Origin of the sequence: Azospirillum sp. CT11-132 (assembly GCF_047302835.1) — a bacterium.
Lineage (GTDB): Bacteria > Pseudomonadota > Alphaproteobacteria > Azospirillales > Azospirillaceae > Azospirillum.
The window spans coordinates 783,269-808,901 of sequence record NZ_JBGLZA010000002.1; the positions used below are offsets into that span (position 1 = coordinate 783,269).

The 25,633-nt window shown below is 66.9% G+C and carries 21 protein-coding genes; 15 read left to right on the plus strand and 6 right to left on the minus strand.

Features of this window, described 5'->3' with window-relative positions; genetic code table 11:
• Window positions 1–270 precede the first annotated feature (270 nt).
• From ACCD06_RS05275 to ACCD06_RS05325, 11 genes are all read left to right on the plus strand, one after another.
• Window positions 271–3,168, plus strand: coding sequence for a UbiA family prenyltransferase (locus tag ACCD06_RS05275; RefSeq protein ID WP_413339291.1), 2,898 nt, complete (start codon window positions 271–273; stop codon window positions 3,166–3,168).
• A 41-nt stretch (window positions 3,169–3,209) separates the two neighbouring features.
• Entirely contained in the window at window positions 3,210–3,584 is a 375-nt protein-coding gene (locus ACCD06_RS05280) for an EamA family transporter (protein ID WP_085085754.1), read from the plus strand.
• A gap of 926 nt (window positions 3,585–4,510) precedes the next feature.
• Complete coding sequence (locus ACCD06_RS05285; protein ID WP_109155991.1) at window positions 4,511–4,696, plus strand: DUF1843 domain-containing protein; 186 nt, start codon at window positions 4,511–4,513, stop codon at window positions 4,694–4,696.
• Between the two features lie 47 nt (window positions 4,697–4,743).
• Window positions 4,744–4,935 (plus strand): DUF1843 domain-containing protein, encoded by a 192-nt coding sequence (locus ACCD06_RS05290; protein ID WP_109155992.1) that lies wholly within the window; start codon window positions 4,744–4,746, stop codon window positions 4,933–4,935.
• 61 nt (window positions 4,936–4,996) lie between these two features.
• Entirely contained in the window at window positions 4,997–5,191 is a 195-nt protein-coding gene (locus ACCD06_RS05295; protein WP_109155993.1) for a DUF1843 domain-containing protein, read from the plus strand.
• Window positions 5,192–5,406: 215 nt separating this feature from the next.
• Window positions 5,407–6,870 carry a GDL motif peptide-associated radical SAM/SPASM maturase gene (locus ACCD06_RS05300; protein WP_413339295.1) on the plus strand — a complete coding sequence of 488 codons (1,464 nt, stop codon included), beginning with the start codon at window positions 5,407–5,409 and terminating at the stop codon, window positions 6,868–6,870.
• Window positions 6,871–7,044: 174 nt separating this feature from the next.
• Window positions 7,045–8,142, plus strand: a complete 1,098-nt coding sequence (locus ACCD06_RS05305; protein ID WP_109075978.1) for an extracellular solute-binding protein — start codon at window positions 7,045–7,047, stop codon at window positions 8,140–8,142.
• Window positions 8,143–8,241: 99 nt separating this feature from the next.
• Window positions 8,242–9,393 carry an ABC transporter ATP-binding protein gene (locus ACCD06_RS05310; RefSeq protein WP_413339298.1) on the plus strand — a complete coding sequence of 384 codons (1,152 nt, stop codon included), beginning with the start codon at window positions 8,242–8,244 and terminating at the stop codon, window positions 9,391–9,393.
• On the plus strand, window positions 9,390–10,334 hold the full coding sequence (locus tag ACCD06_RS05315) for an ABC transporter permease subunit (RefSeq protein ID WP_109075976.1): 945 nt from the start codon (window positions 9,390–9,392) through the stop codon (window positions 10,332–10,334). Before ACCD06_RS05310 ends, ACCD06_RS05315 begins: the two co-directional genes overlap by 4 nt.
• Window positions 10,331–11,164, plus strand: a complete 834-nt coding sequence (locus ACCD06_RS05320) for an ABC transporter permease subunit (RefSeq protein ID WP_109151878.1) — start codon at window positions 10,331–10,333, stop codon at window positions 11,162–11,164. Before ACCD06_RS05315 ends, ACCD06_RS05320 begins: the two co-directional genes overlap by 4 nt.
• Window positions 11,165–11,704: 540 nt before the next feature.
• Complete coding sequence (locus tag ACCD06_RS05325) at window positions 11,705–12,736, plus strand: agmatine/peptidylarginine deiminase (protein WP_109075974.1); 1,032 nt, start codon at window positions 11,705–11,707, stop codon at window positions 12,734–12,736.
• Window positions 12,737–12,759: 23 nt separating this feature from the next.
• On the opposite strand, the gene ACCD06_RS05330 is transcribed toward ACCD06_RS05325, so the two are convergent.
• Window positions 12,760–13,950, minus strand: a complete 1,191-nt coding sequence (locus ACCD06_RS05330; RefSeq protein ID WP_413339300.1) for an MFS transporter — start codon at window positions 13,948–13,950, stop codon at window positions 12,760–12,762.
• A 204-nt stretch (window positions 13,951–14,154) separates the two neighbouring features.
• Here ACCD06_RS05330 and ACCD06_RS05335 point away from each other — a divergent pair, with 204 nt between their 5' ends.
• Window positions 14,155–16,035 carry an AI-2E family transporter gene (locus ACCD06_RS05335; RefSeq protein ID WP_413339302.1) on the plus strand — a complete coding sequence of 627 codons (1,881 nt, stop codon included), beginning with the start codon at window positions 14,155–14,157 and terminating at the stop codon, window positions 16,033–16,035.
• A gap of 5 nt (window positions 16,036–16,040) precedes the next feature.
• Here the strand turns inward: ACCD06_RS05335 and ACCD06_RS05340 are convergent, their stop codons facing one another.
• The 5 genes from ACCD06_RS05340 to ACCD06_RS05360 are packed head-to-tail and all read right to left on the minus strand — an operon-like array spanning window position 16,041 to window position 20,388.
• Entirely contained in the window at window positions 16,041–16,841 is an 801-nt protein-coding gene (locus ACCD06_RS05340; RefSeq protein ID WP_413339304.1) for a GGDEF domain-containing protein, read from the minus strand.
• The gene (locus tag ACCD06_RS05345; RefSeq protein ID WP_413339306.1) at window positions 16,838–17,740 is read right to left on the minus strand and encodes a sensor histidine kinase; all 903 of its coding nucleotides are present in this window, start codon (window positions 17,738–17,740) and stop codon (window positions 16,838–16,840) included. The genes ACCD06_RS05340 and ACCD06_RS05345 overlap by 4 nt, the downstream gene beginning before the upstream one ends.
• A gap of 20 nt (window positions 17,741–17,760) precedes the next feature.
• Entirely contained in the window at window positions 17,761–18,135 is a 375-nt protein-coding gene (gene siaC, locus ACCD06_RS05350) for a biofilm regulation phosphoprotein SiaC (protein WP_413339308.1), read from the minus strand.
• 20 nt (window positions 18,136–18,155) lie between these two features.
• Window positions 18,156–18,701, minus strand: a complete 546-nt coding sequence (locus ACCD06_RS05355; RefSeq protein ID WP_109075968.1) for a SiaB family protein kinase — start codon at window positions 18,699–18,701, stop codon at window positions 18,156–18,158.
• Window positions 18,702–18,720: 19 nt separating this feature from the next.
• Entirely contained in the window at window positions 18,721–20,388 is a 1,668-nt protein-coding gene (locus ACCD06_RS05360; RefSeq protein ID WP_413339311.1) for a SpoIIE family protein phosphatase, read from the minus strand.
• A 476-nt stretch (window positions 20,389–20,864) separates the two neighbouring features.
• On the opposite strand from ACCD06_RS05360, the gene ACCD06_RS05365 reads away from it, so the two are divergent.
• The 3 genes from ACCD06_RS05365 (at window position 20,865) to polA (ending at window position 25,584) form a co-directional block, all read left to right on the plus strand.
• Window positions 20,865–21,701, plus strand: coding sequence for a substrate-binding periplasmic protein (locus ACCD06_RS05365; RefSeq protein ID WP_413339313.1), 837 nt, complete (start codon window positions 20,865–20,867; stop codon window positions 21,699–21,701).
• A gap of 117 nt (window positions 21,702–21,818) precedes the next feature.
• Window positions 21,819–22,586, plus strand: a complete 768-nt coding sequence (locus tag ACCD06_RS05370) for a response regulator transcription factor (RefSeq protein WP_413339315.1) — start codon at window positions 21,819–21,821, stop codon at window positions 22,584–22,586.
• Between the two features lie 85 nt (window positions 22,587–22,671).
• Window positions 22,672–25,584, plus strand: coding sequence for a DNA polymerase I (gene polA, locus ACCD06_RS05375; protein ID WP_413339317.1), 2,913 nt, complete (start codon window positions 22,672–22,674; stop codon window positions 25,582–25,584).
• Window positions 25,585–25,633: the final 49 nt, after the last annotated feature.

Consider the following 25,633-nt stretch of genomic DNA (forward strand, 5'->3'; position numbering starts at 1 on the left):
GAAGACTTTCAAAGCAAAGCCGCAGTGTATTTTCGGCTGTGTCAGAGGAGGCGGAAGGAGATGCGGACGCTGCATGGCGTTTCGGCATCGCTGCACTTTGTTATCTCCTTTGAAAATAGTCAACACACGTAACCGTTTTTCGCGGAGACGGCGACCCCTGCCGCCGCGCTGTGCCTTCGATTGCCTATTCGGATAATCCAGGCGAGCGGCCGGACCGGCGCACGGGCACTGTCTCCACACAATCGATGGGCAACCGATGGATGGCCAAGCATGAGCATGCAACCTGCGATCCCGTCCCTTCGGACCGGCCTCCACAGCGTTGGCTGGGTCCAGCGCAGCATCATCCTGGCGTCGTTGTTCATCGTGCTGACGACGGGGCTGCTCGGGCTGGCGCTGCACCGCGGCGGCCATGCCAGCAACCTGACCGACATCCAGAACCTGTTCGTGCTGGAAAACCAGGACCTGATTCCGGTCGACAGCTGGGATCCGATGATCGCGGCGCTCAACTGGCTGCACGAGCGGCCCGGCGAGAACGTCTATGAAGGGGTGTTCTTCCAGCAGCACATCAAGTTCCAGTATCCGGTGACCTCGCTGTTGCCGCTGGAGGCGATGAAGGCGCTGGGGGTGCTAAACCTCGTGGCCTTCGAGCGGGTTAACCTGCTGTTCGTGCTGGCGACCGCGGCCGGCATGGCGATCCTGGTGCTGGAGATGGCCGCCCGTTTGCGGGTGCCGGGTGCCCGTGACGATCGCATGACCCAGGTGCTGCTCGGCGGCTTCGGCTTTGTCGCGACCCTGTGCTTCTACCCGGTGCTGAAGGCCTTCTCGCTGGGGCAGGTGCAGGTCTGGCTGAATGCGGCCTTCGTCTTCGCGTGCATCGCCCTGTTGCGGGATCGCCGCGCCCTGTGCGGCGCCCTGCTCGGCGCATCGACGCTGATGAAGCCGCAGATGTCGCTGTTCCTCGTCTGGGCGGTTCTGCGCGGCGACTGGCGGATGGCGGCGGGCTGGGCGGCCGTGGTGGTGCCGGGCGTGGCGCTGGCGACCCTGTTCTACGGCTTCGCCCCGATGATCGATTATCTCGACGTGCTGCTGTTCATCGGCCGCCATGGCGAGAGCTATCACGTCAACCAGACCGTCAACGGGCTGGTCAACCGCCTGCTGCACAACGGCAACAACCTCGACTGGTCGGCGGAGGCCTTCGCCCCCTACCATCCGGCGGTCCACATTGCGACGCAGATCTCCGGCCTTGCCTTCGTCGCCCTCGGCCTGCTGTGGCGCCGGCGCGACCGGGGGGCCGAGCGGATCCTGCCCTTCGTCGTCGCCGGCATCTGCTTCACCGTCGGCTCGCCGGTCGCCTGGGTGCATCATTACGGCATCCTGCTGCCGGCCTTCGCGCTGGCCTTCCTGATCCTGCTGGAGCCCGGCCTGCGGCGTCCGGCCGGGGCGGCGGCTCTGCTGGCCGTGGCCTATTTCCTGGCCGGCAACCTGCTGTTCTGGCCGGTCAACGCGCTGGCCGACACGCCGCTGAACGTCCTGCAATCCTATCTGTTCTTCGCCACCCTGATGCTGTTGGGGCTGACGGTCGTGCTGGCAGGGCGGCACGACCGCGCCGCTTTGGTCTGGGGCGGGGCGGACGCCGGCGACCGCAGGGACCGCGTTCCGCATGCGGGCGCTCCCGGCCTGACCGCGACCACGGTGGCGCTTCCCCGCGCCGCCGCGGCCGAAACGCCGGTCCCGCCGCCCGCCGCGGAGGAGCCGCCGCTGTTCGTCGATCTCGACGGCACGCTGCTGAAGACCGACCTTCTCTATGAATCACTGTTCGGCCTGATCAAGGCCCGGCCCTGGGCGGCGCTGCTCGTGCCGGTCTGGCTGGCGGGGGGCAAGGCGCGGCTGAAGGCGGAGCTGGCCCGGCGTGTCGACATCGATCCAACCGGCCTCGTCTACAATCCCGCCGTCCTGGAACGGCTGGAGGCCGAGCGCAAGCGCGGGCGCCGGCTGGTGCTGGCCACCGCCGCCCACCACCGCTATGCCGACGCCATCGCCCGCCATCTCGGCCTGTTCGATCAGGTCCTCGCCAGCAATGACGGCGTGAACCTGAAGAGCGAGCGCAAATACGAGGCGATCCGCGCGCAGGTGCCGTCCGGCGTCTTCGATTACATGGGCAACGACGAGGCCGATTATGCGATCTGGCGCGGCGCCCGCCGCGGCATCGCGGTGGATGCGCCGGCCGCCGTGCTGCGCCATGCCAACACCCTCTGCCCGCTGGAGACCATCACGACCCCGCGCCGGCCGCGCCTGCTGCTGATCCTCAAGGCGCTGCGCCTGCACCAGTGGCTGAAGAACCTGCTGGTCTTCGTGCCCCTGCTGGCCGGCCAGAAGCTGGGCGAGGTCGGCCCGACGCTGCAGGCGGCGGCAGCCTTCCTCGCCTTCGGGCTGTGCGCGTCGAGCATCTATGTGCTGAACGACCTGCTCGACCTGCCGGCTGACCGGCGGCACCCGCGCAAGCGCCGCCGTCCCTTCGCCGCCGGCGACCTGCCGCTCGACCTCGGCCTGACGCTGATCCCCGGCTTGCTGCTGGCGAGCCTCGTCCTGTCGCTGGTGGCGTTGCCGCCGCTGTTCCTGGCGGCGCTGGCGACCTACGCCGCCTCGTCGCTGTTCTACAACCTGTTCGCCAAGAACCGGGTGATCTGGGACGTGATGCTGCTGGCCGGTCTCTATTCGCTGCGGGTGCTGGGCGGCGCCACGGCGACCGCCATCGTCCCGTCCTTCTGGCTGTTGGCCTTCTCCATGTTCCTGTTCCTCAGCCTCGCCATGGTGAAGCGCTATTCCGAGATGGACAGCATGATGAAGCTCGGGTTGGAGCAGGCGGAGGGGCGCGGCTATGTGACCGCCGACATGCCGGTCCTGCAATCCATCGGCGTGTCGGCCGGCTTCCTCTCCGTGCTGGTGATGGCGCTCTACATCAACAGCCCGGAGGTCGGACGCGTCTATGACCAGCCGCAGGCGCTGTGGATCATCTGTCCGCTTCTGCTCTTCTGGATCGGGCGGGTGTGGCTGCAGACCCACCGCGGGCTGATGCACGACGATCCGGTGGTGTTCGCCGCCCGCGACAAGTGGAGCCTCGCCATCGGTGCGGTCTGCGGCGCCGCCCTTCTCTTCGGCCGGACCTGAGCCGCCGTCCTCCACCATTCCGCCTTTAGCCGGGAGTCCCCATGCCCATCGCCGTCGTCGGATTGATCCTGCTGAGCGTCACCCTGTCCGCCATCGCCCAGATCTCGCTGAAGATCGGCATGTCCAGCCCGGCGGTATCGACCGCGCTGGCGCGGGGGGAGGCCGGGCAGATCGCCCTGTCGGTCGTCGCCACGCCGCACATCCTGACCGGGCTCGCCTGCTATGGGCTGGGCATGGTGGTGTGGCTGGCGGTGTTGGCGAAGGTCGAGGTCACCATGGCCTATCCGTTCGTCGGGCTGGGCTTTCTGGTCACGCTGGCGCTCGGCGTCCTGCTGCTGGGCGAGACCATGAGCCTGACCCGCGTCATCGGCACCCTGCTGGTGGTGCTGGGCGTCGTTCTGACCGCACAGAGCTGAAGCCCCCACCAAACCCACATCCTAGACCCCGGCCGCCACCGGCGGGGGACGATGAAGGCGCCGCGGCAACAGTCGCGGCGCCTTCATTTTGCGTTGCACAAAAACTGCGGCAACGCGACTGTCGGCAACTTAGTGAATACCCCGTTATGGAAACGATTTTCATCACTGAATCTTTCAGTTTCAAAATCAAATGTCATGATTCCGGCATTGACCGGAATCCCCTGATGGATATAACTGACGGCATATTCGCGAGCGAAAATATCAGCGTATGCAATTTCAACGACAGGAGGTCTGGGCGCCGGCCGTCAGGCCGTTGCCTGGAAAGAGGGATCTCTTCGCCGGTCGCGACACCAAACGCACGGGATTTTCGCCCCCTGCGGTCGCGACCGGCCTCCCTCCTGCCGATCTACCGTTGACGATCGCCAGCGCCGCGAAACCAGCCACATCTTGAAGATCGAAATCGCCGAGGTCGAAACCGGCCCTCTGGCACCGCTTTGCGCTGAAGCAAGGACGCCGTCCGAATGGTGCGGCGTCCTTTTTCTTTGCATCCGGTGTGAATGATTTCCCGCGCACCGGCGCCGGATGGAGCGCCAGTCGCCTACGGCGAAACACAATAATCAGTTACAAAAGCATTCTTTCAAAAACAAAATTAAAAATAACATATTAACAATTGACCTCTACCAGAACGTGGATATAGCTTTCTGAAAATAAGGCACGGAGTTCACACAATAGTATGAAAACTTGCGGCGATCGGCGTTTATGTTTTAAAAAGGCCGTTCTCTGACCTTGCATAGATTTGCCGATTTTCAGCTGTCGTCCATTCAGTCAGGAATTTCGTCAGTTTCAAACATCGGCATCAAGCTGCGCATTGAAAGCGCATTTCTCCAATCATGTCTTGCCAATCATGTCTTGAAGGAGATCATCGGATGTCCACCGCTCCCATTCGCATGCTCTACGGCGGCGCCATGACCGAGGCGATCGTCAGCGGCGACCTGTCCAAGATGAAGGAGGCCGCCGCGGCCGCCGAGACGCACCTCGCCGAGCATGGCGACGTCGGCTCGATGCTGCAGATGCTGAAGATCGAGATCGCGAAAGCGGAATCGAAGGGCTGATCGGGCGCGCAGTCGCTTTTCCATTTTTCCTGCGGAGCAGTCTCCACATGTCCGAAGCACCCATGCGCTCCATCAAGCCTTACGGCGTGGCGATCTCCGACGCCATCGCCGGCGGCGATCTGGCGAAGATGAAGGAAGTGGCCGCGGCCGCCGAGCAGCATCTCGCCGAACATGGTGACGTGGCCGGCATCCTCAACCTGCTGAAGGTCGAGATCGCCAAGGCCGAAGCCGGTCTCTGACTCTGATTTTCAATCGACCGATTTCCAACCTCCCCGCCATTCAAAACCGAGGAACCGACAGATGTCCAAATCGCACCTTCCCCATCCCCGTCCGATGTACATGGCCACCATGACCCAGGCCATCGCCGGCGGCGATCTGGCGACGATGAAGCAGGTCGCGGCCGAGGCCGAGGAGCATCTCGCCACCTACGGCGACGTCCAGGGGCTGCTGCAGCTCCTGAAGGTCGAGATCGCCAAGGCCGAGGCGAACGGCTGATCGGCTTCGGCCGGGGTGCTGCGGCCGGGGTGCGGCGTCCATGCCGTCCGCACCCCGGCGGCGCCGCGCCGCCGATATACGGAGCCGCCGATATTCAGAGCCAATGCCATTCCGAGGAAGATACCGGAACCATGGACCAGCCGCTTCCCTGCCCCGACCTTTCGGCCCGCTCCCCGGATCAGCCCCCGGATCAGCCCCCGGATCAGTCGGCGTCCGTGCCGGCGCGCTATTGTTTTGAGGACGATTTCCGCAAGCTGGTCCCGGTCCTGGTGGTCTGGGAAACCACGCTCGCCTGCAATCTGAAATGCCAGCATTGCGGATCGCGCGCCGGCCGGCCGCGGCCGGACGAGCTGAGCACCGAGGAGGCGCTGGACCTCGTCGATCGTCTGGCCGCACTCGGCACCCGCGAGATTTCGCTGATCGGCGGCGAGGCCTATCTGCGCAAGGATTGGGTGGAGATCATCCGGCGCTGCCGCAGCCATGGCATCAGGACCGCCGTGCAGACCGGCGGCCGCAACCTGACCGATCGCCGGCTGGACGAGGCGGTGGAGGCCGGGCTCCAGGCGATCGGCGTCTCGATCGACGGGCTGCCCGACCTGCACGACCGGGTGCGCGGCGTTCCCGGCTCCTACGATCAGGCGATGAGCGCCCTGCGCCGCGCCAAGGAGCGCGGTCTGGCGGTGTCGGTCAACACCCAGATCGGACCCGAAACCCCCGACCATCTGCCGGAGCTGATGAACCGGATCATCGAGGCCGGGGCCACCCACTGGCAGATCCAGTTCACCGTCGCGATGGGCAACGCCGTCGACAATCCGGACCTGCTGCTGCAGCCCCACCGCCTTCTCGACGTCATGCCGCTGCTGGCCCGCCTCTACCGCGAGGGGCTGGAGCGCGGGCTGCTGATGGTTGTCGGCAACAATGTCGGCTATTACGGCCCCTACGAGCATATCTGGCGCGGCCTGGGCGACGACCGGATGCATTGGTCCGGCTGCGCCGCCGGGCAGATCGGCATCGGGATCGAAGCGGACGGCACCCTGAAGGGCTGCCCGTCGCTGGCGACCTCCCTCTATGCCGCCGGCAACATCCGCGAGATGAGCGTCGAGGACATCTGGCGCCATGCCGACCGGATGCAGTTCGGCCGCCTGCGGTCGGTGGACGAGCTGTGGGGCTATTGCCGCACCTGCTATTACGCCGACATCTGCCGCGCCGGCTGCACCTGGACCTCCGAATCGCTGCTGGGCAAGCGCGGCAACAACCCCTACTGCCATTACCGGGTGCTCGACCTCGCCAAGCATGGCCTGCGCGAGCGGGTGGTGAAGATCAAGGACGCGCCGAACGAGGCCTTCGCCATCGGCGAGTTCGCGCTCATCACCGAGCCGATCCCCGGCGCCGAATCCCCCGGCCTGCCGCAGCGCGACCCGGCAAAGGTGCATCGCCACGCCTACGAACGCTCCCCCGAAGGCGGCGTGGTGCCTCCCAGCCTGACGCTCTGCCGCGGCTGCAACCAGTATGTCTGGCCGCACGAGACCGACTGCCCCCATTGCGGCGCCGACGTCGCGGCGGCGGCAGTGCAGCACGAGATCGACAGCGCACGGCGCCGAGCCCTGATCCGCGAGACCCAGCGCCTGCTGGACGAGGCCCAGGCGCGGAAGCAATCCGTGGCCGCGCTCCCCGGATAGTCGGTTGATCGGGCACGGCTTCGGGCAGATGGCCGCCGCCCGGAAACCGGCTCCCGACCTCGACCCAAACCGTTGACAACATGCCCGGCCGTGGGTGCAATAGCGCCCGCGAGCCGGGTATGCCGTTGGGATGTGGCGGCGCCCGCAACACTCACGAACAGGTCGGGGCAAATCATGAAAAAACTCGCTCTCAGCCTCATCGGCGCGGTCGCGGCGATTGCCATCGCCGGCCCGGCGATGGCCCAGGCCAAGAAGCCGGTCAACATCTACATCTGGAACGATTATCTGGGTGAAACGACCCTCGCCGACTTCACCAAGGCCACGGGCGCTGAGACGAAGGTCGACCTGTATGACAGCCTGGAACTGCTGGAGCAGAAGGTGCTCGTCGGCAAGTCCGGCTATGACGTGATCGTGCCGACCGCCGAGCCGACCCTGTCCCGCCTGATCCAGGCCAAGGTTGTGGGTCCGCTCGACAAGTCGAAGATCCCCAACTACAAGAACGTCGACCCGAAGGTCCTGAAGCTGCTGGAGAATTCGGACCCCGGCAACAAGTACGCCGTGCCCTATCTCGGCGGGACCGTCGGCATCGCCATCATCCCGGAAAAGATCAAGGCCGTCGCCCCCGACGTGGCGCTCGACAGCTGGGACCTGATCTTCAAGCCGGAAGTGGCGAAGAAGGTTTCGGCCTGCGGCATCACCGTGATGGATTCGGCCATCGACGTCATCCCGTCGGTGCTGAACTACCTCGGCCTCGATCCGAATTCCGAGAAGAAGGAGGATCTGGAGAAGGTCGAAAAGACGCTGATGGCGGTCCGCCCCTACATCAAGCGGTTCGTCACCGGTGAGAACATCAACATCCTGGCCGGCGGCGACGCCTGCGTCGTGATGGCCTACAACGGCGACGCCATCCAGGGCGCCGCCCGCGCCGCCGAGGCCAAGAGCGCCAAGGTCGAATACATCACGCCGAAGGAAGGCGTGCAGGTCTGGTGGGACACGCTGGCGATCCCGGCCGACGCGCCGAACAAGGAGGGCGCGTACGAGTTCATCAACTTCGTGCTCGACCCGGCCAACATGGCCAACATCTCCAACAAGGTCAGCTACGCCAACGCGGTGCCGGCCTCGCTGCCGATGGTGGCCGACGACATCAAGTCGAACCCCGGCATCTTCCTGCCGGCCGACAGCAAGGTGAAGCTGTTCTCGCTGAAGCAGATCAAGCAGACCACCGACCGCGCCCGCACCCGCGTGTGGACCAAGGTCAAGACCGGCAAGTAAGCCGCTCCCAACGAGGCGCCGATCTGTGGCGCTGGCCCGCCCCGGCCGATCCCCAGCGATGGGGAGCGGCCGGGGCGTCGTCATGAAAGAGGAACCCGGATGGCCGGTCAGCCGATTCGCAAACCCACCCGTCTGGAACCGTGGCAGGACGCGGGCCAGACGCCGTATGTCCGAATCGAGAAGGTGACGAAGACCTTCGGCGACTTCGTCGCGGTGGACGAGGTCAGCCTGTCGATCTATCGCAACGAGTTCTTCGCTCTGCTCGGCGGTTCCGGCTCCGGCAAGACGACTCTGCTGCGCATGCTGGCGGGGTTCGAGCAGCCGACGGAAGGCAAGATCTTCATCGACGGCGTAGACATGGCCGGCATCCCGCCCTATGAGCGGCCGGTCAACATGATGTTCCAGTCCTACGCCCTGTTCCCGCACATGACGGTGGAGCAGAACGTCGCCTTCGGCCTGAAACAGGACGGGGTGGCGAAGGCGGAGATCCGCGACCGCGTGGCGGAGATGCTGGGAATGGTCCAGCTGTCGGCCTTCGGCAAGCGCCGTCCGCACCAGCTGTCCGGCGGCCAGCGCCAGCGCGTGGCGCTCGCCCGCTCGCTGGTCAAGCGGCCGAAGCTGCTGCTGCTTGACGAGCCGCTGGGCGCGCTGGACAAGAAGCTGCGCGAACGCACGCAGTTCGAACTGGTCAACATCCAGGAAAAGCTGGGCGTCACCTTCATCGTCGTCACCCACGACCAGGAAGAGGCGATGACCATGTCGTCGCGCATCGCCGTGATGAACCACGGCGTCATCGCGCAGGTCGGCACGCCGACCGAGATCTACGAATATCCGCACAGCCGTTTCGTCGCCGAATTCATCGGCTCCATCAACATGTTCGACGGCCGCGTCGTTTCCACCGACGCCGATCAGGTCATCGTCGCGTCGGAGGAGGCCGGCTGTGAGCTGCTGATCGCCCACGCCACCCCGGCGCCGGCCGGCTCCCCCGTCTCCGTCGCCATCCGGCCGGAGAAGATCGCCCTGTCGAAGGACCCGGTCGCCGGCGGGGACGGCCGCAACCAGACCACCGGCATCGTGCGCGAGATCGCCTATCTCGGCGACGTGTCGATCTATCTGGTGCAGCTGCCGACCGGCAAGACGGTGCGGGTCACCGCCCCCAACGTCACCCGCCGCACCGAAATGCCGATCACCTGGGAGGACGAGGTGACCCTGACCTGGCGCCCCTTCGCCGGCGTGGTGCTGACCCAATGAGGGCGGTCGTCGCCATTCTCGTTTCTGGCCTCAGCCGGATCGGGCTGTGGGGCCGCGGCGTGGTCGTCGCAGTCCCCTATCTGTGGCTGATGCTGTTCTTCCTGGTGCCCTTCCTGATCGTCTTCGGCATCAGCTTCTCCGAATCGATCATCGCCCAGCCGCCCTATTCGTCGCTGGTGGAGTGGCTGACCGACGAGGATGCCGGCACCTCGAAGCTGCAGATCCTGTTGAACATCAGCAATTACTTCCGGCTGGGCGGGGACGACCTCTACATCCTCGCCTACCTGAACTCGCTGAAGATCGCGGCGGTCACCACGCTGCTGTGCCTGCTCATCGGCTATCCCATGGCCTATGCCATCGCCAAGGCCGACCCGGCGCGGCGCGGGCCGCTGATGATGCTGGTGATCCTGCCCTTCTGGACCAGCTTCCTGATCCGCATCTATGCCTGGATCGGCATCCTCAAGGGCAACGGCGTCATCAGCAACCTGCTGGAATGGGCGGGCATCACCAGCGGTCCGGTGGAGATCCTCTATTCCGACTGGGCGGTCTATATCGGCATGACCTATTGCTACCTGCCCTTCATGGTGCTGCCGCTCTATTCCACCCTGGAGAAGATGGACCCCAGCCTGCTGGAGGCGGCGGCCGACCTCGGCTCCCGTCCCTTCAAGTCCTTCCTGCAGATCACGCTGCCGCTGTCGCTGCCGGGCATCATCGCCGGGTCACTGCTGGTCTTCATCCCGGCAGTGGGTGAGTTCGTGACGCCGGAACTGCTGGGCGGTCCCGACACGCTGATGATCGGCCGCGTGCTGTGGAACGAGTTCTTCGCCAACCGCGACTGGCCGGTGGCGTCGGCTGTCGCCATTGCCCTGCTTCTGGTCCTGGTGGTGCCGATCATGATCTTCCAGCATGTGCAGGGCAAACAGGCGGAGGCCGGGCGATGAAACGGTTCGGCTTCCTGTCCTGGGCGCTGCTGTTCGGCTATGCCTTCCTCTATGTCCCCATCGCGCTGCTGATCGTCTTCAGCTTCAACGAGTCGCGGCTGGTGACGGTGTGGGCCGGCTTCTCGACCAAATGGTATGCGGAGCTGATCCACAACGACACGCTGCTGGACGCCGCCCTGCTGTCCTTCCAGGTGGCGGCGGTGTCGGCAACGCTGGCGGTGCTGCTGGGCACCTGCGCCGGGCTGGCTTTGACCCGCTTCGGGCGGTTCCGCGGTCGGACGCTGTTCGGCGGCATGATCACCGCGCCGCTGGTCATGCCGGAGGTCATCACCGGCCTGTCGCTGCTGCTGCTGTTCGTGGCGATGGAGCAATGGGTGGGCTGGCCCGACGGGCGCGGCGTCACCACCATCACCATCGCCCACACCACCTTCACCATGTCCTACGTCGCGGTGGTCATCCAGTCGCGGCTGGCCGGCATGGACGGCAGCCTGGAGGAGGCGGCGATGGATCTGGGCGCCCGCCCGGCCAAGGTCTTCTTCGTCATCACCCTGCCGCTGATCGCCCCGGCGCTGGTCGCCGGCTGGCTGCTGGCCTTCACCCTGTCGCTGGATGACGTGGTGGTGGCGAGCTTCGTCTCCGGCCCCGGATCGACGACGCTGCCGATGGTGATCTTCTCCAGCGTGAAGTTCGGCATCAGCCCGCAGATCAACGCGCTGGCCACCCTGATGGTGCTGGTGGTGGCGACCGGCATCTTCGTCGCCAGCATCGTCATGGCCCGCCAGGAACGCCAGCGCAAACGCGACGAGCAGATGGCGATTCAGAACGGCTGATGGAGTTTTATGGACCGGCCGGACGCCATAGCCCGGCCGGTCCATAGACGATCCCGGCACCCCATCCGTCCGCGCAGAGGAGAAACCTGCCGCCATGGATGGCAATTGCCTGCTTCTTTTGCTATGTTGAAGCCATCTGCAACAGCGAAAGAGGCCGTGCCATGCGCGCGCTCCTGTGGTTCCCCTTGTTGAGACTCGGATTTTTCAATCCCGTTTCCAGTGCTTATTCGACCACCCGTACGGTCACCGCCCGCCGCGCCCTGCGCCCGCCGTCCGGCGCCTGATCGGCCGCCGATGGCCCTCATGCCGGCCCCCTCCCGGCATGCCGACGCGACCCGATGTCGCGTTCTTTCAAAAGTTCCTCTGCCATAAGGCCAAGTGCCGGCTGCCGTGGACGCGATTGCCAAACGCGCGCTCCCGTGGTTAGGGTGGACCGGGACGGAAAATGTCCCAGTCTTGCGGTTTGAGGCTCGCGGTTTCCAGTCACGCGGCCGCCGCGACGGGCAGGGACTTTTAAAAAATGGGTAGGGGGATCGACGCATGACGACACCGAACGCCCCGATGCCGACGGGCCAAGGCTTCCACATGCCCGGCGAATGGGCGCGCCACAGCGGCTGCTGGATGGCGTGGCCGTGCCGGCCGGAAACCTGGCCGGAGGGTGCCTTCGACGCCGCGTGCGACGCCTACGCCGAGGTCGCGCAGGCCATCTCCCGCTTCGAGCCGGTGACGATGGTGTGCGACCCGGCGGATGTGGCGGAGGCCTCGCTCGCCTGCGGTGCCGGCATCCAGATTCTGCCGCTGCCGATCAGCGATTCCTGGATCCGTGACACCGGCCCCAGCTTCGTTATCGACGGCAAGGGCGGGCTGGCCGGCGTCCATTGGGGCTTCAACGCTTGGGGCGGCAATTACGAGGGCTGCGAGAAGGACCAGCAGGTCGGCCGCCTGATCCTCGACCACCTCAAGCTCCCCTGCTTCTCCGCTCCGCTGGTGATGGAGGGCGGCTCCTTCCATGTGGACGGGGAGGGGACGCTGATCACCACCGAGCAATGCCTGCTCAACCCCAACCGCAATCCCGGCCTGTCGCGCGAGGAGATCGAGCGGCAGCTGAAGGACCATCTCGGCGTCGAGACGGTGATCTGGCTGGGGCAGGGCTATCAGGACGACGAGACCGACGGCCACATCGACGAGATCGCTCTGTTCGTGCGTCCCGGCGTGGTGATGGCGATCACCACCGACGATCCCGGCGATCCCAACTTCAAGATCTTCCAGGACAATCTCGACCGGCTGAAGCGTGCCCGCGACGCGAAGGGCCGCGCGCTGGAGGTCATCCCGATCCAGCAGCCGGCCCGCCGCGACGTGAGCGGCGTGCGCCTGACCCTGTCCTACACCAACCTCTACATCGCCAACGGCGGCATCGTCATGCCGGCCTTCGAGGACCCGGCCGACGACGAGGCATTCCGCGTCGTCCGCAAGGCCTTCCCCGACCGCGAGGTGGTGCAGATAGCGGCATTGGACATCGTGCGCGGCGGCGGCGGCATCCACTGCATTACCCAGCAGCAGCCGCTTCCCTGAAACCGGTGCTCTGATCCGGCCCGTCAGGCCGCCATGGCGGGGGCCGGCCGCAACGCCCGGCGTGCCAGTTCGAACGGGATCAGACCGACGGCGACCAGCGCCAGCAGCGCGCAGCCGAACTCGACGGTGACGAGGTCGCTGCCGGTCCGGTCGCGGATCAGGCCGGCCAGCATCTGGATGAGCGTCATCAGGATATAGAAGACGGTCATGAACCAGCCCAGCGACCATGCCGTCTCGCCCGGGGCGGAGTGGCGGGCGGGCAGGGCCAGGATGCCGCCGGCCGGCAGGCCGAGGAACAGGCCGGCGGCGATGCAGCTCGCCACCGGCGGCGCCCCCAGGCTGAAGGCCATCCCCGCCGCCGCGGCACCCAGCGATCCGACCGCCACCGGCATCAGCGGCCGGCCGCAACGGTCGGTCAGCAGGCCGCCCAGCGGCATGGTCGCCATGGTCACCCACACGGTCAGGCTGACGGTGCGCGACGCCTCGGTCACCGACATGCCGGTGGAGGCCAGCAGGGCCGGCGCATAGGTCAGGAAAATCACCTGTCCGACATTGTAGGCGGTCCAGATGATGCCGGCCAGGGTCGGAAGAATGCTCTGCCGCCGGGCGATCAGGCGCAGGCTGGGCATGCTCCGCCGCCCTATGGCGGTGCCCGTGGTGGTGCCGGCGGGCGAGCGGTAGGTCAGCCCCACCAGAACCGCCACCGTCAGGCAGACCAGGGTCGTCAGATGGCAGGCCCAACGCCAGGACGCCGCCTCCGCGATCGCCGGGAACACCGCCAGCGCGACGGCGAGGCCGAATTGCCAGCTGATGAACACGATGGACAGCGCCGTCGACAGATCGCGGTCGCGGAACCATTCGGCCACCATCGCCGACACCAGCACGCTGAGCACCGCGTTGCCGGCCCCGCCGACCAGACGCCCGGCCAGGGCGGTGCCATAATCGTGACTGACCGAGAACAGCGCGCTGCCGCCGGCCAGCAAAAGCAGGCTGAAAACCGCCAGCCGCTTCAGCCCGAACCGGCTGCTCAGCATGCCCGCCGGCAAGGCCAGCACGATGCCCGGCAGCATGAACAGGCCCATCAACTGGCCCATGGCGGCATAGTCGCTGTCCAAATCCACCCGCGCGAACGGCATCACGGCGCCGAGAATCTGGAACTCCAGCGCCATGCAGGTGCGGGCGATGAACAGGATGGCAAGAATGAACCAGCGCATGGTCGTCGCTTTCCCTGTCCACCGTGATCGCCGCCGTGCCCGTGCCGAAGATGACACCGAAACGCGCCTTGTCCAGAGCCCTCACCGGACCGGTGTCTTCCCACGCGGAAATGTCTGCGCCTCCTCGAAAAGCGGCAACAGGGAACGTGGCGGCACGGCCGGTGTTCCTGTCGGGCATTCTCCCATTCTGAAAGCCCGACGACCATGGCCGAGGACACCGCCCGCCGGCTGCAGGCACGCCCTATCGCGGTGACGAAGGCCGCTCCGCCCGCATCCACCCAGACCATCCTGCTGATCATCACGCTGATCGTGGTGACGCTCTATGTGGCGGCGGACATCCTGATGCCGATTGCCCTGGCGGTGCTGCTCGGCTTCGTGCTGACGCCCATCGTCAGCCGTCTGGAGCGCTGGCGCCTTGGCCGGGTGCCGTCGGTGCTGGCGGTGGTGGTCCTGCTGTTCCTCGCCATCATCGGCTTCGGCGCGGTGGTGGGCAGCCAGCTTGGCGATCTGGCCGACAATCTGCCGACCTACCAGCGCAACATCCACACCAAGATCCAATCCCTACGCAGCGCCACCGCATCGACCGGCGACCGCGGCGCCATCAAGCAGGCGACCGAGGCCTTCCGCGACCTCAAGCAGGAGCTGGAGAACGCCACCGGCAGCGCGCCGCCGGCGCAGCAGGGCACCACGGCCGCGCCCACGCCGCAGGCCGGCCCCGCCGCCACCCCGCCGCGCCGCGAACCCGTGCCGGTGCGCATCGACCAGTCCGACACCGGCGTGTTCGACCTCGCCAGCCGGTTTCTCGGTCCGGCGATGACGCCCATCGCCACGGCCGGCATGGTGCTGGTCTTCACCATCTTCATGCTGCTGCAGCGGGAGGATCTGCGCGACCGCCTGATCCGTCTGGTCGGGTCCGGCGACCTCAGCCGCACGACGGAGGCGATGAACGACGCCGGCGAGCGGGTCAGCCGCTATCTGCTGATGCAGGTGGTGGTGAACGTCACCTACGGCATTCCCATCGGCGTCGGCCTCTGGCTGCTGGGCGTGCCGAACCCGCTGCTGTGGGGACTGCTGGCGACGGTTCTGCGCTTCATCCCGTTCCTGGGGCCGGTGATCGCGTCGGCCTTTCCGATCCTGCTGTCCTTCGCGGTCGACACCGGCTGGACCCTGCCGCTGCTGTGCATCGCCCTGTTCGTGGCGGTGGAGCTGTTTTCCAACAATGTGGTGGAACCCTGGCTCTACGGTACGGCGACCGGCCTGTCCTCTCTCGCCATCATCGTCGCGGCGGTGGTGTGGACGACGCTGTGGGGACCGGTCGGCCTGCTGCTGGCGACGCCGCTGACGGTGTGCCTCGTCGTGCTGGGCCGCCATGTGCCGCAACTGCATTTCCTGGAGGTGATGCTGGGCGACCGCCCCGTCCTGCCCGACGAGGCGAAGGTGTACCAGCGCCTGCTCGCCCGCGATCCCACCGAGGCTACGGAGCTTGCCGAGGAGCGGCTCGGCGCCTGCAGCCCGGTCGAACTGGCCGACAGCCTGTTGCTTCCCGCCCTGTCGCTGGCCGAGCAGGACCGCCAGCGCGGCACCCTGAACCCGGACGGCCGGCAGGCGGTGGCCGAGGGCATGGCGAGCCTGCTGGACGAGTTGAGCGACAGCGTGTCCCCGGCCGCCGACGCGCCCCATGTGCTCTGTGTCGGTGCCCGCAACAATCTGGACGAGGCGGCGGCCGGGCTTCTGGCCTATCTGCTGACCGGCCGCGGCATCCGGACCGATGTCGTGCCGTGCGAGAAGGTGTCATCGCGCACCATCGCCAGCCTGGGAACCGCCGGGGTGGATGCGGTGGTGCTGTCCTCCCTCAACCCGTCCGCCCTCGGCCACAGCCGGCGGCTGGTGCGCCGCCTGCGCCTGCATTTCGGTCCGCACGTGCCGATTCTGCTCTGCCTGTGGAGCGCCCATCCGGAGGCCGAGGTGCCGGAGCGCGCCAGCGCCGAGACCGACGCCAATCTGGTCGCCACCGGCATGGCCGGCGCCCTGGCGGAGTTGGAGAAGATCCCCTCTCCCCGGGGGGGAGAGGGGGATTCCCCATAGGAATCTCAGGCCGCTGCCGCCCACCGGTTGCGCCCGGCGCGCTTGGCGATGTACAGCGCATCGTCGGCCGCCTGGATGCAGGCATCGGCCGTCCGCCCCTCGCGGTAGGTGGCGACGCCCAGGCTCAGAGTCACGACGATGTCGTGGTCCTGATGCGCGATCGGATGGCGGGCGATGATCTCCCGCAGCTTTTCCGCCACCGCTTCGGCCTGGATCTGATCGGTGTCGGGCAACAGGATCAGGAACTCTTCGCCACCCCAGCGGGCGCACAGATCGTGCCCGCGCAGGTTCCGCCGCAGCAGGCCGGCGGTTTCCACCAGCACATGGTCGCCGGCGGCATGGCCGAAGGCGTCGTTCACTTCCTTGAAATGGTCGATGTCCAGCATGATGAGCGCGAAGCCGCCACCGTTGCGGCCGACGCGGCACAGCTCCGCCTCCAACCGTTCGATCATCTGGCGGCGGTTGGGCAGCTCGGTCAGCGGATCGGTCTGCGAGGCGGCATACAGCGCCCGCGCCATCTGGCGGGTGTCGGTCTGCATGCGGTCGCTGATCTTGGCGATCTTGGTCAACTGCCGCATCAGCTTCAGATGCTCGTCGGCGAGCGCGCGAAATTCCCCCATCAGCGGATGGGCGGCGTAATCCGGGTTCTCCGCAAGGCGGGCGAGCCAGTCCTGGATCTTCTGCTCCTGCAGCATCATGCCCACCGTTCCCCGCCGCAAGGCCCAGCGCCTGGGCAAACCCGTCACCGTCGCGCCCTCAAGCCCGGTGCCAAGCCCGGTGTCGGCGGATTTGGTGTCGCCGGTCATGATGCCTCCTCTGCCACCGGGGCGATAGCGGTCGCCCGAAGCGTGGCCCGCGGCACCGGCAGCCGGACGGTGAAGGCCGACCCCCGCCCCAGTTCGCTCGTCACCGAAATGCCGCCGCCGTGGGTGTCCACGATGCAGCGGGCAAGGTGGAGCCCAAGCCCGGCGCCGGTCGTGCCGGCGGCGTTGGACGCGCGGAAATACTTGTCGAACAGCCGCGCCGCGTCGGCAGCATTGACGCCGATTCCCTCGTCCGTGATCCGCACCGTGACCTGACCCTCACCGGCCGAGAGGTCGACACGGACCGTCCCCCCGTTCGGCGAGTATTTGACAGCGTTCTCCAGCAGGTTGGAAAACACAATCGCCAAAAGGTCGCGGTCCCCCGGGATCGGGAGCGGACGCTCGGCGCCATGCAGCTCGACCCGGTGGCCGCAGGCCGACGCCCCCACCTCGCCCACCAGCGCGGTCAGCATCGCCGCAAGGTCGAAGGCCATCGGCCGTGCCGCCACGGTGCCCAGCCGGTCGTTGGTCAGGCAGCGTTCGATCAGGTGCAGCATCCGCTGGACCGCATTGCGGATCTTTCCCACCCGCGGCATCGCCGAAACCGGAAGCTTCGGCTCAAGCTCCAGCATCTGCGAGGCGCTGTCGATGATCGCCAGCGGCGTGCGGAATTCGTGGCTGACCATCAGCACGAACTGCCGCTGCTGGAGCGCCATCTCCTTGGTCTCGGTCTGCAGGCGGTCGCTGATCTTGGCGATCTTGCGGAACTGGCGCAAAAGCTTGCCGTGCCGTTCCGCCAGCGTCTGGAATTCCGCCAGCAGCGGGTTGTCGGCATTGGCCGGATCCTCGGCCAGCCGCTGAACCCACTGACGAAGCTCCTGTTCCTGCGACCGCATCGTCATCCCGGGTGCTCAGTGCGCGATCAGTGCGCCAGAATTTCGAAAGGCAGCGACACGTCCTCGGCAAATTCCTCGGCCATGTCGAGCGCGCGGTCGTTGTCGCTATCGTAATGCCAGCGCACCGACACCGTCTGACCCTTCTGGTGGGCGCCGTCCAGCATCTCCAGCACGTCGATCATGCATTTGATGCTGCTGGTGTTGAGATAGCTCAGCCCGATGTCCAGCACCACCGCCGGGGCGGGGGCCTTCAGATACTCCTCCAGCCAGCTGAACACCGGCGCGTAGAAGTCGAAGGAGTTTTCCGGATAGGATTCCCCTTCGATGCGCAGCAGCCCGGCCGCCGGATCGAAATCGATCAGGGGCGAGCAGGAGGTTGCCTCGATCCGCAAACTGTCCATTATGCGTGTTCCGTGATTTCTTATAGCTGGACTTCAAGGCTGAAGAAGAAATAGGCGTCGTCCACCGCGCGCAGCGAGTATTCCAGCGGCCGGGTGGCCTTGCGCGCCATGTCGATCAGCCCCAGCCCGGCGCCGCTGGCGCCCGGCTCGCGCGGCTTGCGCGACTGCTCCTTGTAGACCGCCTTGAGGCCGGCCTTGTCCAGCCCGCGCAGCTTTTCCAGCATCGCCGACAGACCGGGCACATCGTCCGCCTCCACCAGATTGCCGGAGCTGACGGCGTAATGGTCGCCCTCCTTGCCGATCACCACGATGCCGCTGTTGGCCGGGATCGGCCGGCCCAGCGCTTCGCGCGATGCCGTGTAATTGCGGACATTCTGCGCCTGCTCCACATAGACGGAGAAGACGTCCATGATCGCCGACTTTTCGATCCGCTCATTTTCCAGATGGTTGCGGACCGCCTTGCCCAGCTCCTCGATGACGCTGTGGCTGAAGGGGCCGCTGAAGCAGATCAGCAGCTTCTGCCGCGACAGCAGCTCCTGCAGGTTGAAGAGTTCGTTGCCTTTCATCGTACTTTGACGACCTGCCTTACGGGTGGACGGGGTGGGAGGAGGATGCGTCGGCTGCGGACACCGCCGCAAGTGCCGGCGAAACGGTGAAGCCGACCAGGGTGATGTCGTCGCGCTGGGCCCGCTCGCCCTGATGCTCGGCCAGGGCCTGCGCGAAGGCGGTCCTGCGCTCCGCCATCGGGATCGCGTCGTGCTCCAGCAGCATGGTGCTGAAGCGGCGGTTGCCGAAGCCGAAGCCGCGGGCGCCGCCGGCCTGATCGAGGAAACCGTCGGTGGTCAGGTAGAAACTGCGGCCCGGCGCCAGTTCCACCCGGTGGGTGGTGAAGCGATGGCCGATGTCGGAGCGGCGATAGCCCAGGCTCTGCGGGTCGCCCTTCACCTCGTCGACCTTGTCGGTACCGGGATCGACGATGTGCAGGCCGATCCGCCCGCCGGCGAACAGCAGGTCGCCGCGATCCGGCCGCACCAGGCACAGCCCGATGTCCAGCCCGTTGTCGAAGCGCGGGTTGTCGCGTCCGCGGGCCAGCGCCGCGCGCACCATGCGGTTCAGCCCGCCCAGGATCGCCGCCGGATCGCTGTCCGGCGTCTCCGACAGCACATGGTCGAGGATGGCCGACACCGTCATCGTCATGAAGGCGCCCGGCACGCCATGGCCGGAACAGTCGGCGACGCCGATCAGGAAGCGGCCGTCCTCCAACTCGCGGAAGATGTGGAAATCGCCGCCCACCACGTCGCGCGGACGCCACAGCACGCAGACGCCGTCCAGATGCCGCGCCATCTCGCGCTCGTCCGGCAGGATGGCCGACTGCAGGAGGCTTGCATACTGGATGCTGTCCATCACCTGCCGGTTGACGACCGCCAGCTGCTCATTGGACTGGCGCAGTTCCTCCGTCCGTTCGGCGACGCGCTGTTCCAGCCGTTCGGTATAGTCGTGGACGGTTTCCGCCATATGGTTGAAGGCGACGGTCAGTTGGCCGATCTCGTCGGCGCGGGTGTTGCGCAGGCGCACGCGATAGTCGCCGGCGGCGATGGCTCCCGCCGACCGCGTCAGCCGGGCGAGCGGCGCCAGCACCAGCCGGTTCAGCAGCACGCTGATCATGCCGATGACCGCCAGAAGCGAGAAGATGACGAGGCCCGCCATCGGCGCCAGCGCCGTCAGGGTGGCGCTTTCCGCCTCCTCCAGCGAATAGGTCATGCGCAGCAGGCCGACCATCGTGCGCTCGCCGTTGCTGCCGGACATGACGATCTGCCGTTCGACGGTCGCCAGCTCCGCCCGCCCGGCAGGACGGTCCAACTCCACCAGCGGTTCGCCATGGCCGCCGCGTCCGCCGGTCGCCGCCCACACCTTGACGCTGCGCACCGCCGGATCCTCGGCCATCAGGCCGCGGATCATCGCCTCCACCGCGCGGGTGTCGAACTCCCAAACCGCCTGCCCCATGGCCGAGGCCTGGAGCGTGCCGACCAGTGTCGCGCGGTGGGTCAGCGCGTCGCGCTGCTGCCGGCCGACCAGCACGGACGACACGCCCATGGCGATCAGCCCGACCAGCAGGGTGCAGCCGACGATCATCAGAATGACGCGGGTCAGCAGAGACGATCCGCCGGCGCGGGCGACCTCGTCACCCGATCCACGGGGGCCGGCGCCGCGAAGCGTATAGGATTCGGTGTCGTCCCATCCCGTGACGCTCATCCACATCCTCCTGACCCGGCCGATCGGGGCCTCTGCATTCATGGCGGGTTTCATGCCAACCCCGTCCCGGAGGTTCGGGGGTGCGGTAGTCCCATTTCCATCAGTAAATCCACCCTCGCGTGCAACATGCCGACAGTCATCGAGCCAGCCGGCGGGCATCATGCGAGTGGCCGATGAGCCTATCCATAGCACGACCGGTTTACTCAGTCCTGAAATAACATTTGGCAAAGGAGTGTTCATTGTCGGAGCAGCCGACAAAATGGGAACGACCGGCGACGGCCGGCGACCAATCCCAACCAATTGCGACGAACTGTAACATACGCCCTGTTCAAGTCGTCGAAGCCTTTGCCGGACGCGGGAATTTCCGTGGACGGCGGCGCCGTCGCCCATGCTACTTTCCGGGGCCGTCGCCTCCTGGCCGGACGCGGCGGTTGCGGCGGACTTGAGCTGAGGCTGGCAAGGACGGAGTGCGAAGGATGGCGTTCGGTGTTCGTGCATTCGCTGCCCCGGGGGGAGTCGCGGCCCGCCTGGCCCTCGTCATCGGCCTCGCTTCCGCGGCGCTGCCCGCGGCGGCCCGCCCGGTGACCATCCTGGCGCCGGAACTGCCACCGATGATGACCGCCGACGGCTCCGGGCGCGAGGCCTCCATCATCAAGGAAACCCTGGCCACCTGCGGGCATGAGGCGCATTTCAAGGTTGTCCCCTTCGGCCGCCACTGGAACGATTATCGCGACGGTGTCCAGGCGGGCGGGCGGGTGGATGCCGTCACCACCGTTCCGGCGGGAATGGAGATGCCGGGGTCCCGCTCCGTCCCCTACATCCACTACCAGAACGGCGCCTCGGTGCTGAAAGGCAGCGGCCTGACGGTGCGGTCGCTGGCCGATCTGGCGGGCAAGCGGGTCATCACCTTTTCCGGCGCGCCGGACGTGCTGCCGGGCCTGCGCGCCGCCATCCCCAGCTTCGGCGATTTCCGCGAGCGCGCCGACCAGATGGTGCATTCCAACCTGCTGTTCGCCGGCCGGGTGGACGCGGTGCTGGCCGACGGCCTGATTTTCGCCGAATACAACCGCCAGCTTCAGGAAAAGGCGAAATCGGCCGGCGGGCTGCCGTTCGATCCGGCCCAGCCGGTGCAGTTCACCGCCATCTTCCCGCCGACGCCCTACAGCATGGTTTTCCGTGACGAGTCGCTGCGCGCCGACTTCGACCGCTGCTTTGCCGAGCTTAAGGCGAAGGGCCGAATCGACGCCATCGACCGCGAATGGGTGGCCCGCTATGCCGCGACGGTCGGCGACCGCTACCTATCCAATAGGTAAGAGATCGGAACTGATATTGCGCGGTCTCGTTTATTCCGTTCGTCTGATAGGGTTTGCGTAACCCATTCGGGCGTTTAAGATAACCTCATACGAATGTGAATGGGGGCGTGAGGCGTCGTGGCCCGGATCATTGTGGTCGAAGACGAAGCCGACCTTCGTGACGATCTTGTCGAATATCTCGATCGCTGCGGCTTCGAGGTGCGGGGGGCGTCGCGCGGTGCGGAGCTGGACCGGCTGCTGGACGCAGGACCGGCCGACGTCATCGTGCTCGACATCAACCTGCCGGACGAGGATGGCTTTTCGGTCGCCCGCCGCGTCCGTGCCAGCTCGTCGGCCGCCATCATCATGCTGACGGCGCGGTCCAGCCTGATCGACCGCGTCATCGGACTGGAGCTGGGCGCCGACGTCTATCTGGTCAAGCCGGTCGATTTCCGCGAGGTCGAGGCGCAGATCAAGGCGCTGATGCGCCGGATGCAGAAGGGCGCCGATTCGCCGCCTGCCGCGGACCATGTCCAGGCGCCGCCCGCCGCGCCCGCCGGCGCTTCGCCTGCGGATTCGCGCAAGGCCTGGCTGTTCGACGACATCGAATGGCGCATCCAGCCGCCGAGCGGCGCCGCCGTTCCGCTGACCGCGACGGAGTACAAGTTCCTCTCGCTGCTGGTCACCGCGCCCGGCGAGGCAGTGAGCCGCCAGGACATCTCCCTGGCGCTGACGGGCCGCGACTGGGACCCCTACAGCCGCTCCATCGACTCGCTGGTCCGCCGCCTGCGCATCAAGGTGGAGGAGCGCAGCGGCTGCGCCCTGCCGGTCCAGGCGGTGCACGGCGTCGGCTACGCCTTCGTCGGCCCGGTGGTGACCAGCGCGGTGGAGGACAGCGCCGGCTGAGGGCGCTCTACCCCGGTCTCGGCACTCGACTCCCGGCCTTCCTTCGGCGATGGTAGCGCCCGCAAGGAAGGGACGAGAGACCACCATGACCGCCGAGACCGCTGGCGCCACCGCCTCCGAGAACACCGCGACCGAAGCCAAGGCCACCACCGGCGGCGACGGCAGCGGCCTGTATCTGGTCGACGGGTCGGGCTTCATCTTCCGCGCCTTCCACGCGCTGCCGATGCTGACGCGGCCGGACGGCACGCCGGTCAATGCGGTGCTGGGCTTCTCCAACATGCTGCTGAAGCTGCTGGCCGATGCCAAGGCGGAAGCGGTGGCGGTGGTCTTCGACAGCAAGCGGCTGAATTTCCGTAACGAGTTCTACCCCGACTACAAGGCCCACCGCCCGGAACCGCCGGAGGAGCTGAAGCCGCAGTTCGCCCTGATCCGCGAGGCGACGGAGGCCTTCTGCCTGCCCTGTCTGGAGCTGGAGGGCTTCGAGGCCGACGACCTGATCGCCACCTACGCCCGTCTGGCGCAGGAGGCCGGCCGTCAGGTCACCATCGTGTCGTCGGACAAGGATCTGATGCAGCTGGTCCGCCCCGGCGTCGGCATGTTCGACCCGATGAAGAACAAGTCCATCGGCCCCGACGAGGTGTTCGAGAAGTTCGGCGTCCCGCCGGAAAAGGTGGTGGATGTCCAGGCGCTGGCCGGCGACAGCGTCGACAATGTCCCCGGCGTGCCCGGCATCGGCGTGAAGACCGCCGCCCAGCTCATCACCGAATATGGCGACCTGGAAGCCCTGCTGGCGAATGCCGAGAAGATCAAGCAGCCGGCCCGCCGCCAGAAGCTGATCGAATTCGCCGATCTGGCCCGCGTCTCCCGCCGTCTGGTCCTGCTGGACGATCAGGTGCCGCCGCCCAAGCCGCTGGACGAGCTTCGTGTGCGCGAGCCCGACCACCAGAAGCTGATCGATTTCCTGCGCGCCCAGGGCTTCCGCAGCATCGTCTCGCGCGTCGAGATGGAGATGCAGAAGGACGGCCGCATCGCCGACGGCGCCGCCGGCGGTGCCGCTCCCACCACCGCCGCCGCTCCCGTGTCGAAGTCCCCGGCGCCTGCCGAAAGCACAGCTGCGGAAGACCGCCCGGCCCGCAAGACGGTGCTGCATGTGCCGGAGGTGCGCTATGAGCTGGTGCAGGACGCCGACGCGCTGCGCCGCTGGGTCGAGCGGGCGCGCGAGACCGGCGTGCTGGCGGTCGATACCGAGACCGACAGCCTGACCCCGGCCACCGCCACGTTGGTCGGCGTCTCGCTGTCCACCGAGCCCGGCATCGCCTGCTACATCCCGCTCGCCCATGGCGCCTCGACCGCCGCCGCCGGACAGTTGGACTTCGACGCCCCGCCGCCGCCCAAGCAGATCCCCACGGCCGAGGCGATGGCGATCCTGAAGGACGTGCTGGAGGACCCGTCGGTCCTGAAGATCGGCCACAACTTCAAGTTCGACCACCAGCTGTTCGCCCGCAACGGCATCACAGTGTCGCCGGTGGACGACAGCATGCTGATCTCCTACGTACTGGAGGGCGGTTCGCATGGCCACGGCATGGACGAGCTGGCGGAGCTGCACCTCGCCTACACGCCGATTCCGTTCAAGGAGGTCTGCGGCACCGGCAAGAACCAGATCACCTTCGACCGCGTGCCGCTGGACAAGGCGCTGGCCTATGCCGCCGAGGACGCCGACATCACGCTGCGCCTGTGGACGCTGCTGAAGCCGCGTCTGGTCGACGACCGCATGGTCACCGTGTACGAGACGCTGGACCGCCCGCTGGTTCCGGTGGTGGCGGACATGGAGCGGGCGGGCGTGCGCATCGACAAGAAGGCGCTGTCCGACCTGTCGCAGAGCCTGTCCGTCCGCCTCGCCGAGATCGAGAAGGACGTCCACACGCTGGCCGGCCAGACCTTCAACATCGGCTCGCCCAAGCAGCTTGGCGAAATCCTGTTCGACACGATGAAGCTCGGCACCGGCAAGAAGGGCAAGACCGGCGCCTATTCCACCGACAGCAGCGTGCTGGAGGAACTGGCGGAGCAGGGCCACACCATCGCCCAGCGCGTGCTCGACTGGCGCCAGCTCGCCAAGCTGAAAAGCACCTACACCGACGCGTTGCAGGAGAAGATTTCCCCGGTCACCGGTCGCGTCCACACCGCCTTCGCACTGGCGGCGACCAACACCGGCCGCCTGTCCTCCACCGACCCCAACCTGCAGAACATCCCGGTGCGGACGGAGGAGGGCAAGAAGATCCGCCGCGCCTTCGTGGCATCCCCCGGCCACAAGCTGCTGAGCGTCGACTATTCGCAGATCGAGCTGCGTCTGGTGGCGGAGATGGCGAACATCCAGGCGTTGAAGGACGCCTTCCGCGACGGTCTGGACATTCACGCCGCCACCGCCGCCCAGGTCTTCGGCATCCCGCTGGAGCAGATGACGCCGGACATCCGCCGCAAGGCCAAGGCGATCAACTTCGGCATCATCTACGGCATCTCCGGCTTCGGCCTCGGCCGCCAGCTCGGCATCGCGCCGGGGGAGGCCAACGCCTTCATCAAGACCTATCTGGAGCGCTTCCACGAGTTGAAGGTGTGGATGGAGTCGATCAAGACCTTCGCCCGCCAGCATGGCTATGTGGTGACGCTGTTCGGCCGCCGCTGCTACATGCCCGGCATCCAGGAAAAGAACGCCGCCCGCCGCGCCTTCGCCGAGCGTCAGGCGATCAACGCCCCGATCCAGGGCACCGCCGCCGACATCATGAAGCGCGCGATGAACCGCATGCCGGCCGCGCTCGCCGCCGCGGGCAGCAACGCGCGGATGCTGCTGCAGGTGCACGACGAACTGCTGTTCGAGGTGCCGGAAGCGGAGGCGGAGGACGCCGCGCGGATCGTGCGGGAAGTGATGGAGGGGGCGGCCCATCTCGGCGTTCCGCTGGTGGCGGAAGCGGGGATTGGGGACAATTGGGAAGAGGCGCACTGAGGGGGCCTTGACGCGGCCGGGGGGCGGCGGCCGTCAACCGTCGCCCCTG

Coding starts and splice junctions, on each gene's coding strand:
- ACCD06_RS05275 (WP_413339291.1), top strand. CDS start 271: ATGAGCATGCAACCTGCGATCCCGTCCCTTCGGACCGGCCTCCACAGC.
- ACCD06_RS05280 (WP_085085754.1), top strand. CDS start 3,210: ATGCCCATCGCCGTCGTCGGATTGATCCTGCTGAGCGTCACCCTGTCC.
- ACCD06_RS05285 (WP_109155991.1), top strand. CDS start 4,511: ATGTCCACCGCTCCCATTCGCATGCTCTACGGCGGCGCCATGACCGAG.
- ACCD06_RS05290 (WP_109155992.1), top strand. CDS start 4,744: ATGTCCGAAGCACCCATGCGCTCCATCAAGCCTTACGGCGTGGCGATC.
- ACCD06_RS05295 (WP_109155993.1), top strand. CDS start 4,997: ATGTCCAAATCGCACCTTCCCCATCCCCGTCCGATGTACATGGCCACC.
- ACCD06_RS05305 (WP_109075978.1), top strand. CDS start 7,045: ATGAAAAAACTCGCTCTCAGCCTCATCGGCGCGGTCGCGGCGATTGCC.
- ACCD06_RS05310 (WP_413339298.1), top strand. CDS start 8,242: ATGGCCGGTCAGCCGATTCGCAAACCCACCCGTCTGGAACCGTGGCAG.
- ACCD06_RS05315 (WP_109075976.1), top strand. CDS start 9,390: ATGAGGGCGGTCGTCGCCATTCTCGTTTCTGGCCTCAGCCGGATCGGG.
- ACCD06_RS05320 (WP_109151878.1), top strand. CDS start 10,331: ATGAAACGGTTCGGCTTCCTGTCCTGGGCGCTGCTGTTCGGCTATGCC.
- ACCD06_RS05325 (WP_109075974.1), top strand. CDS start 11,705: ATGACGACACCGAACGCCCCGATGCCGACGGGCCAAGGCTTCCACATG.
- ACCD06_RS05330 (WP_413339300.1), bottom strand. CDS start 13,950: ATGCGCTGGTTCATTCTTGCCATCCTGTTCATCGCCCGCACCTGCATG.
- ACCD06_RS05335 (WP_413339302.1), top strand. CDS start 14,155: ATGGCCGAGGACACCGCCCGCCGGCTGCAGGCACGCCCTATCGCGGTG.
- ACCD06_RS05340 (WP_413339304.1), bottom strand. CDS start 16,841: ATGACCGGCGACACCAAATCCGCCGACACCGGGCTTGGCACCGGGCTT.
- ACCD06_RS05345 (WP_413339306.1), bottom strand. CDS start 17,740: ATGACGATGCGGTCGCAGGAACAGGAGCTTCGTCAGTGGGTTCAGCGG.
- siaC (WP_413339308.1), bottom strand. CDS start 18,135: ATGGACAGTTTGCGGATCGAGGCAACCTCCTGCTCGCCCCTGATCGAT.
- ACCD06_RS05355 (WP_109075968.1), bottom strand. CDS start 18,701: ATGAAAGGCAACGAACTCTTCAACCTGCAGGAGCTGCTGTCGCGGCAG.
- ACCD06_RS05360 (WP_413339311.1), bottom strand. CDS start 20,388: ATGAGCGTCACGGGATGGGACGACACCGAATCCTATACGCTTCGCGGC.
- ACCD06_RS05365 (WP_413339313.1), top strand. CDS start 20,865: ATGGCGTTCGGTGTTCGTGCATTCGCTGCCCCGGGGGGAGTCGCGGCC.
- polA (WP_413339317.1), top strand. CDS start 22,672: ATGACCGCCGAGACCGCTGGCGCCACCGCCTCCGAGAACACCGCGACC.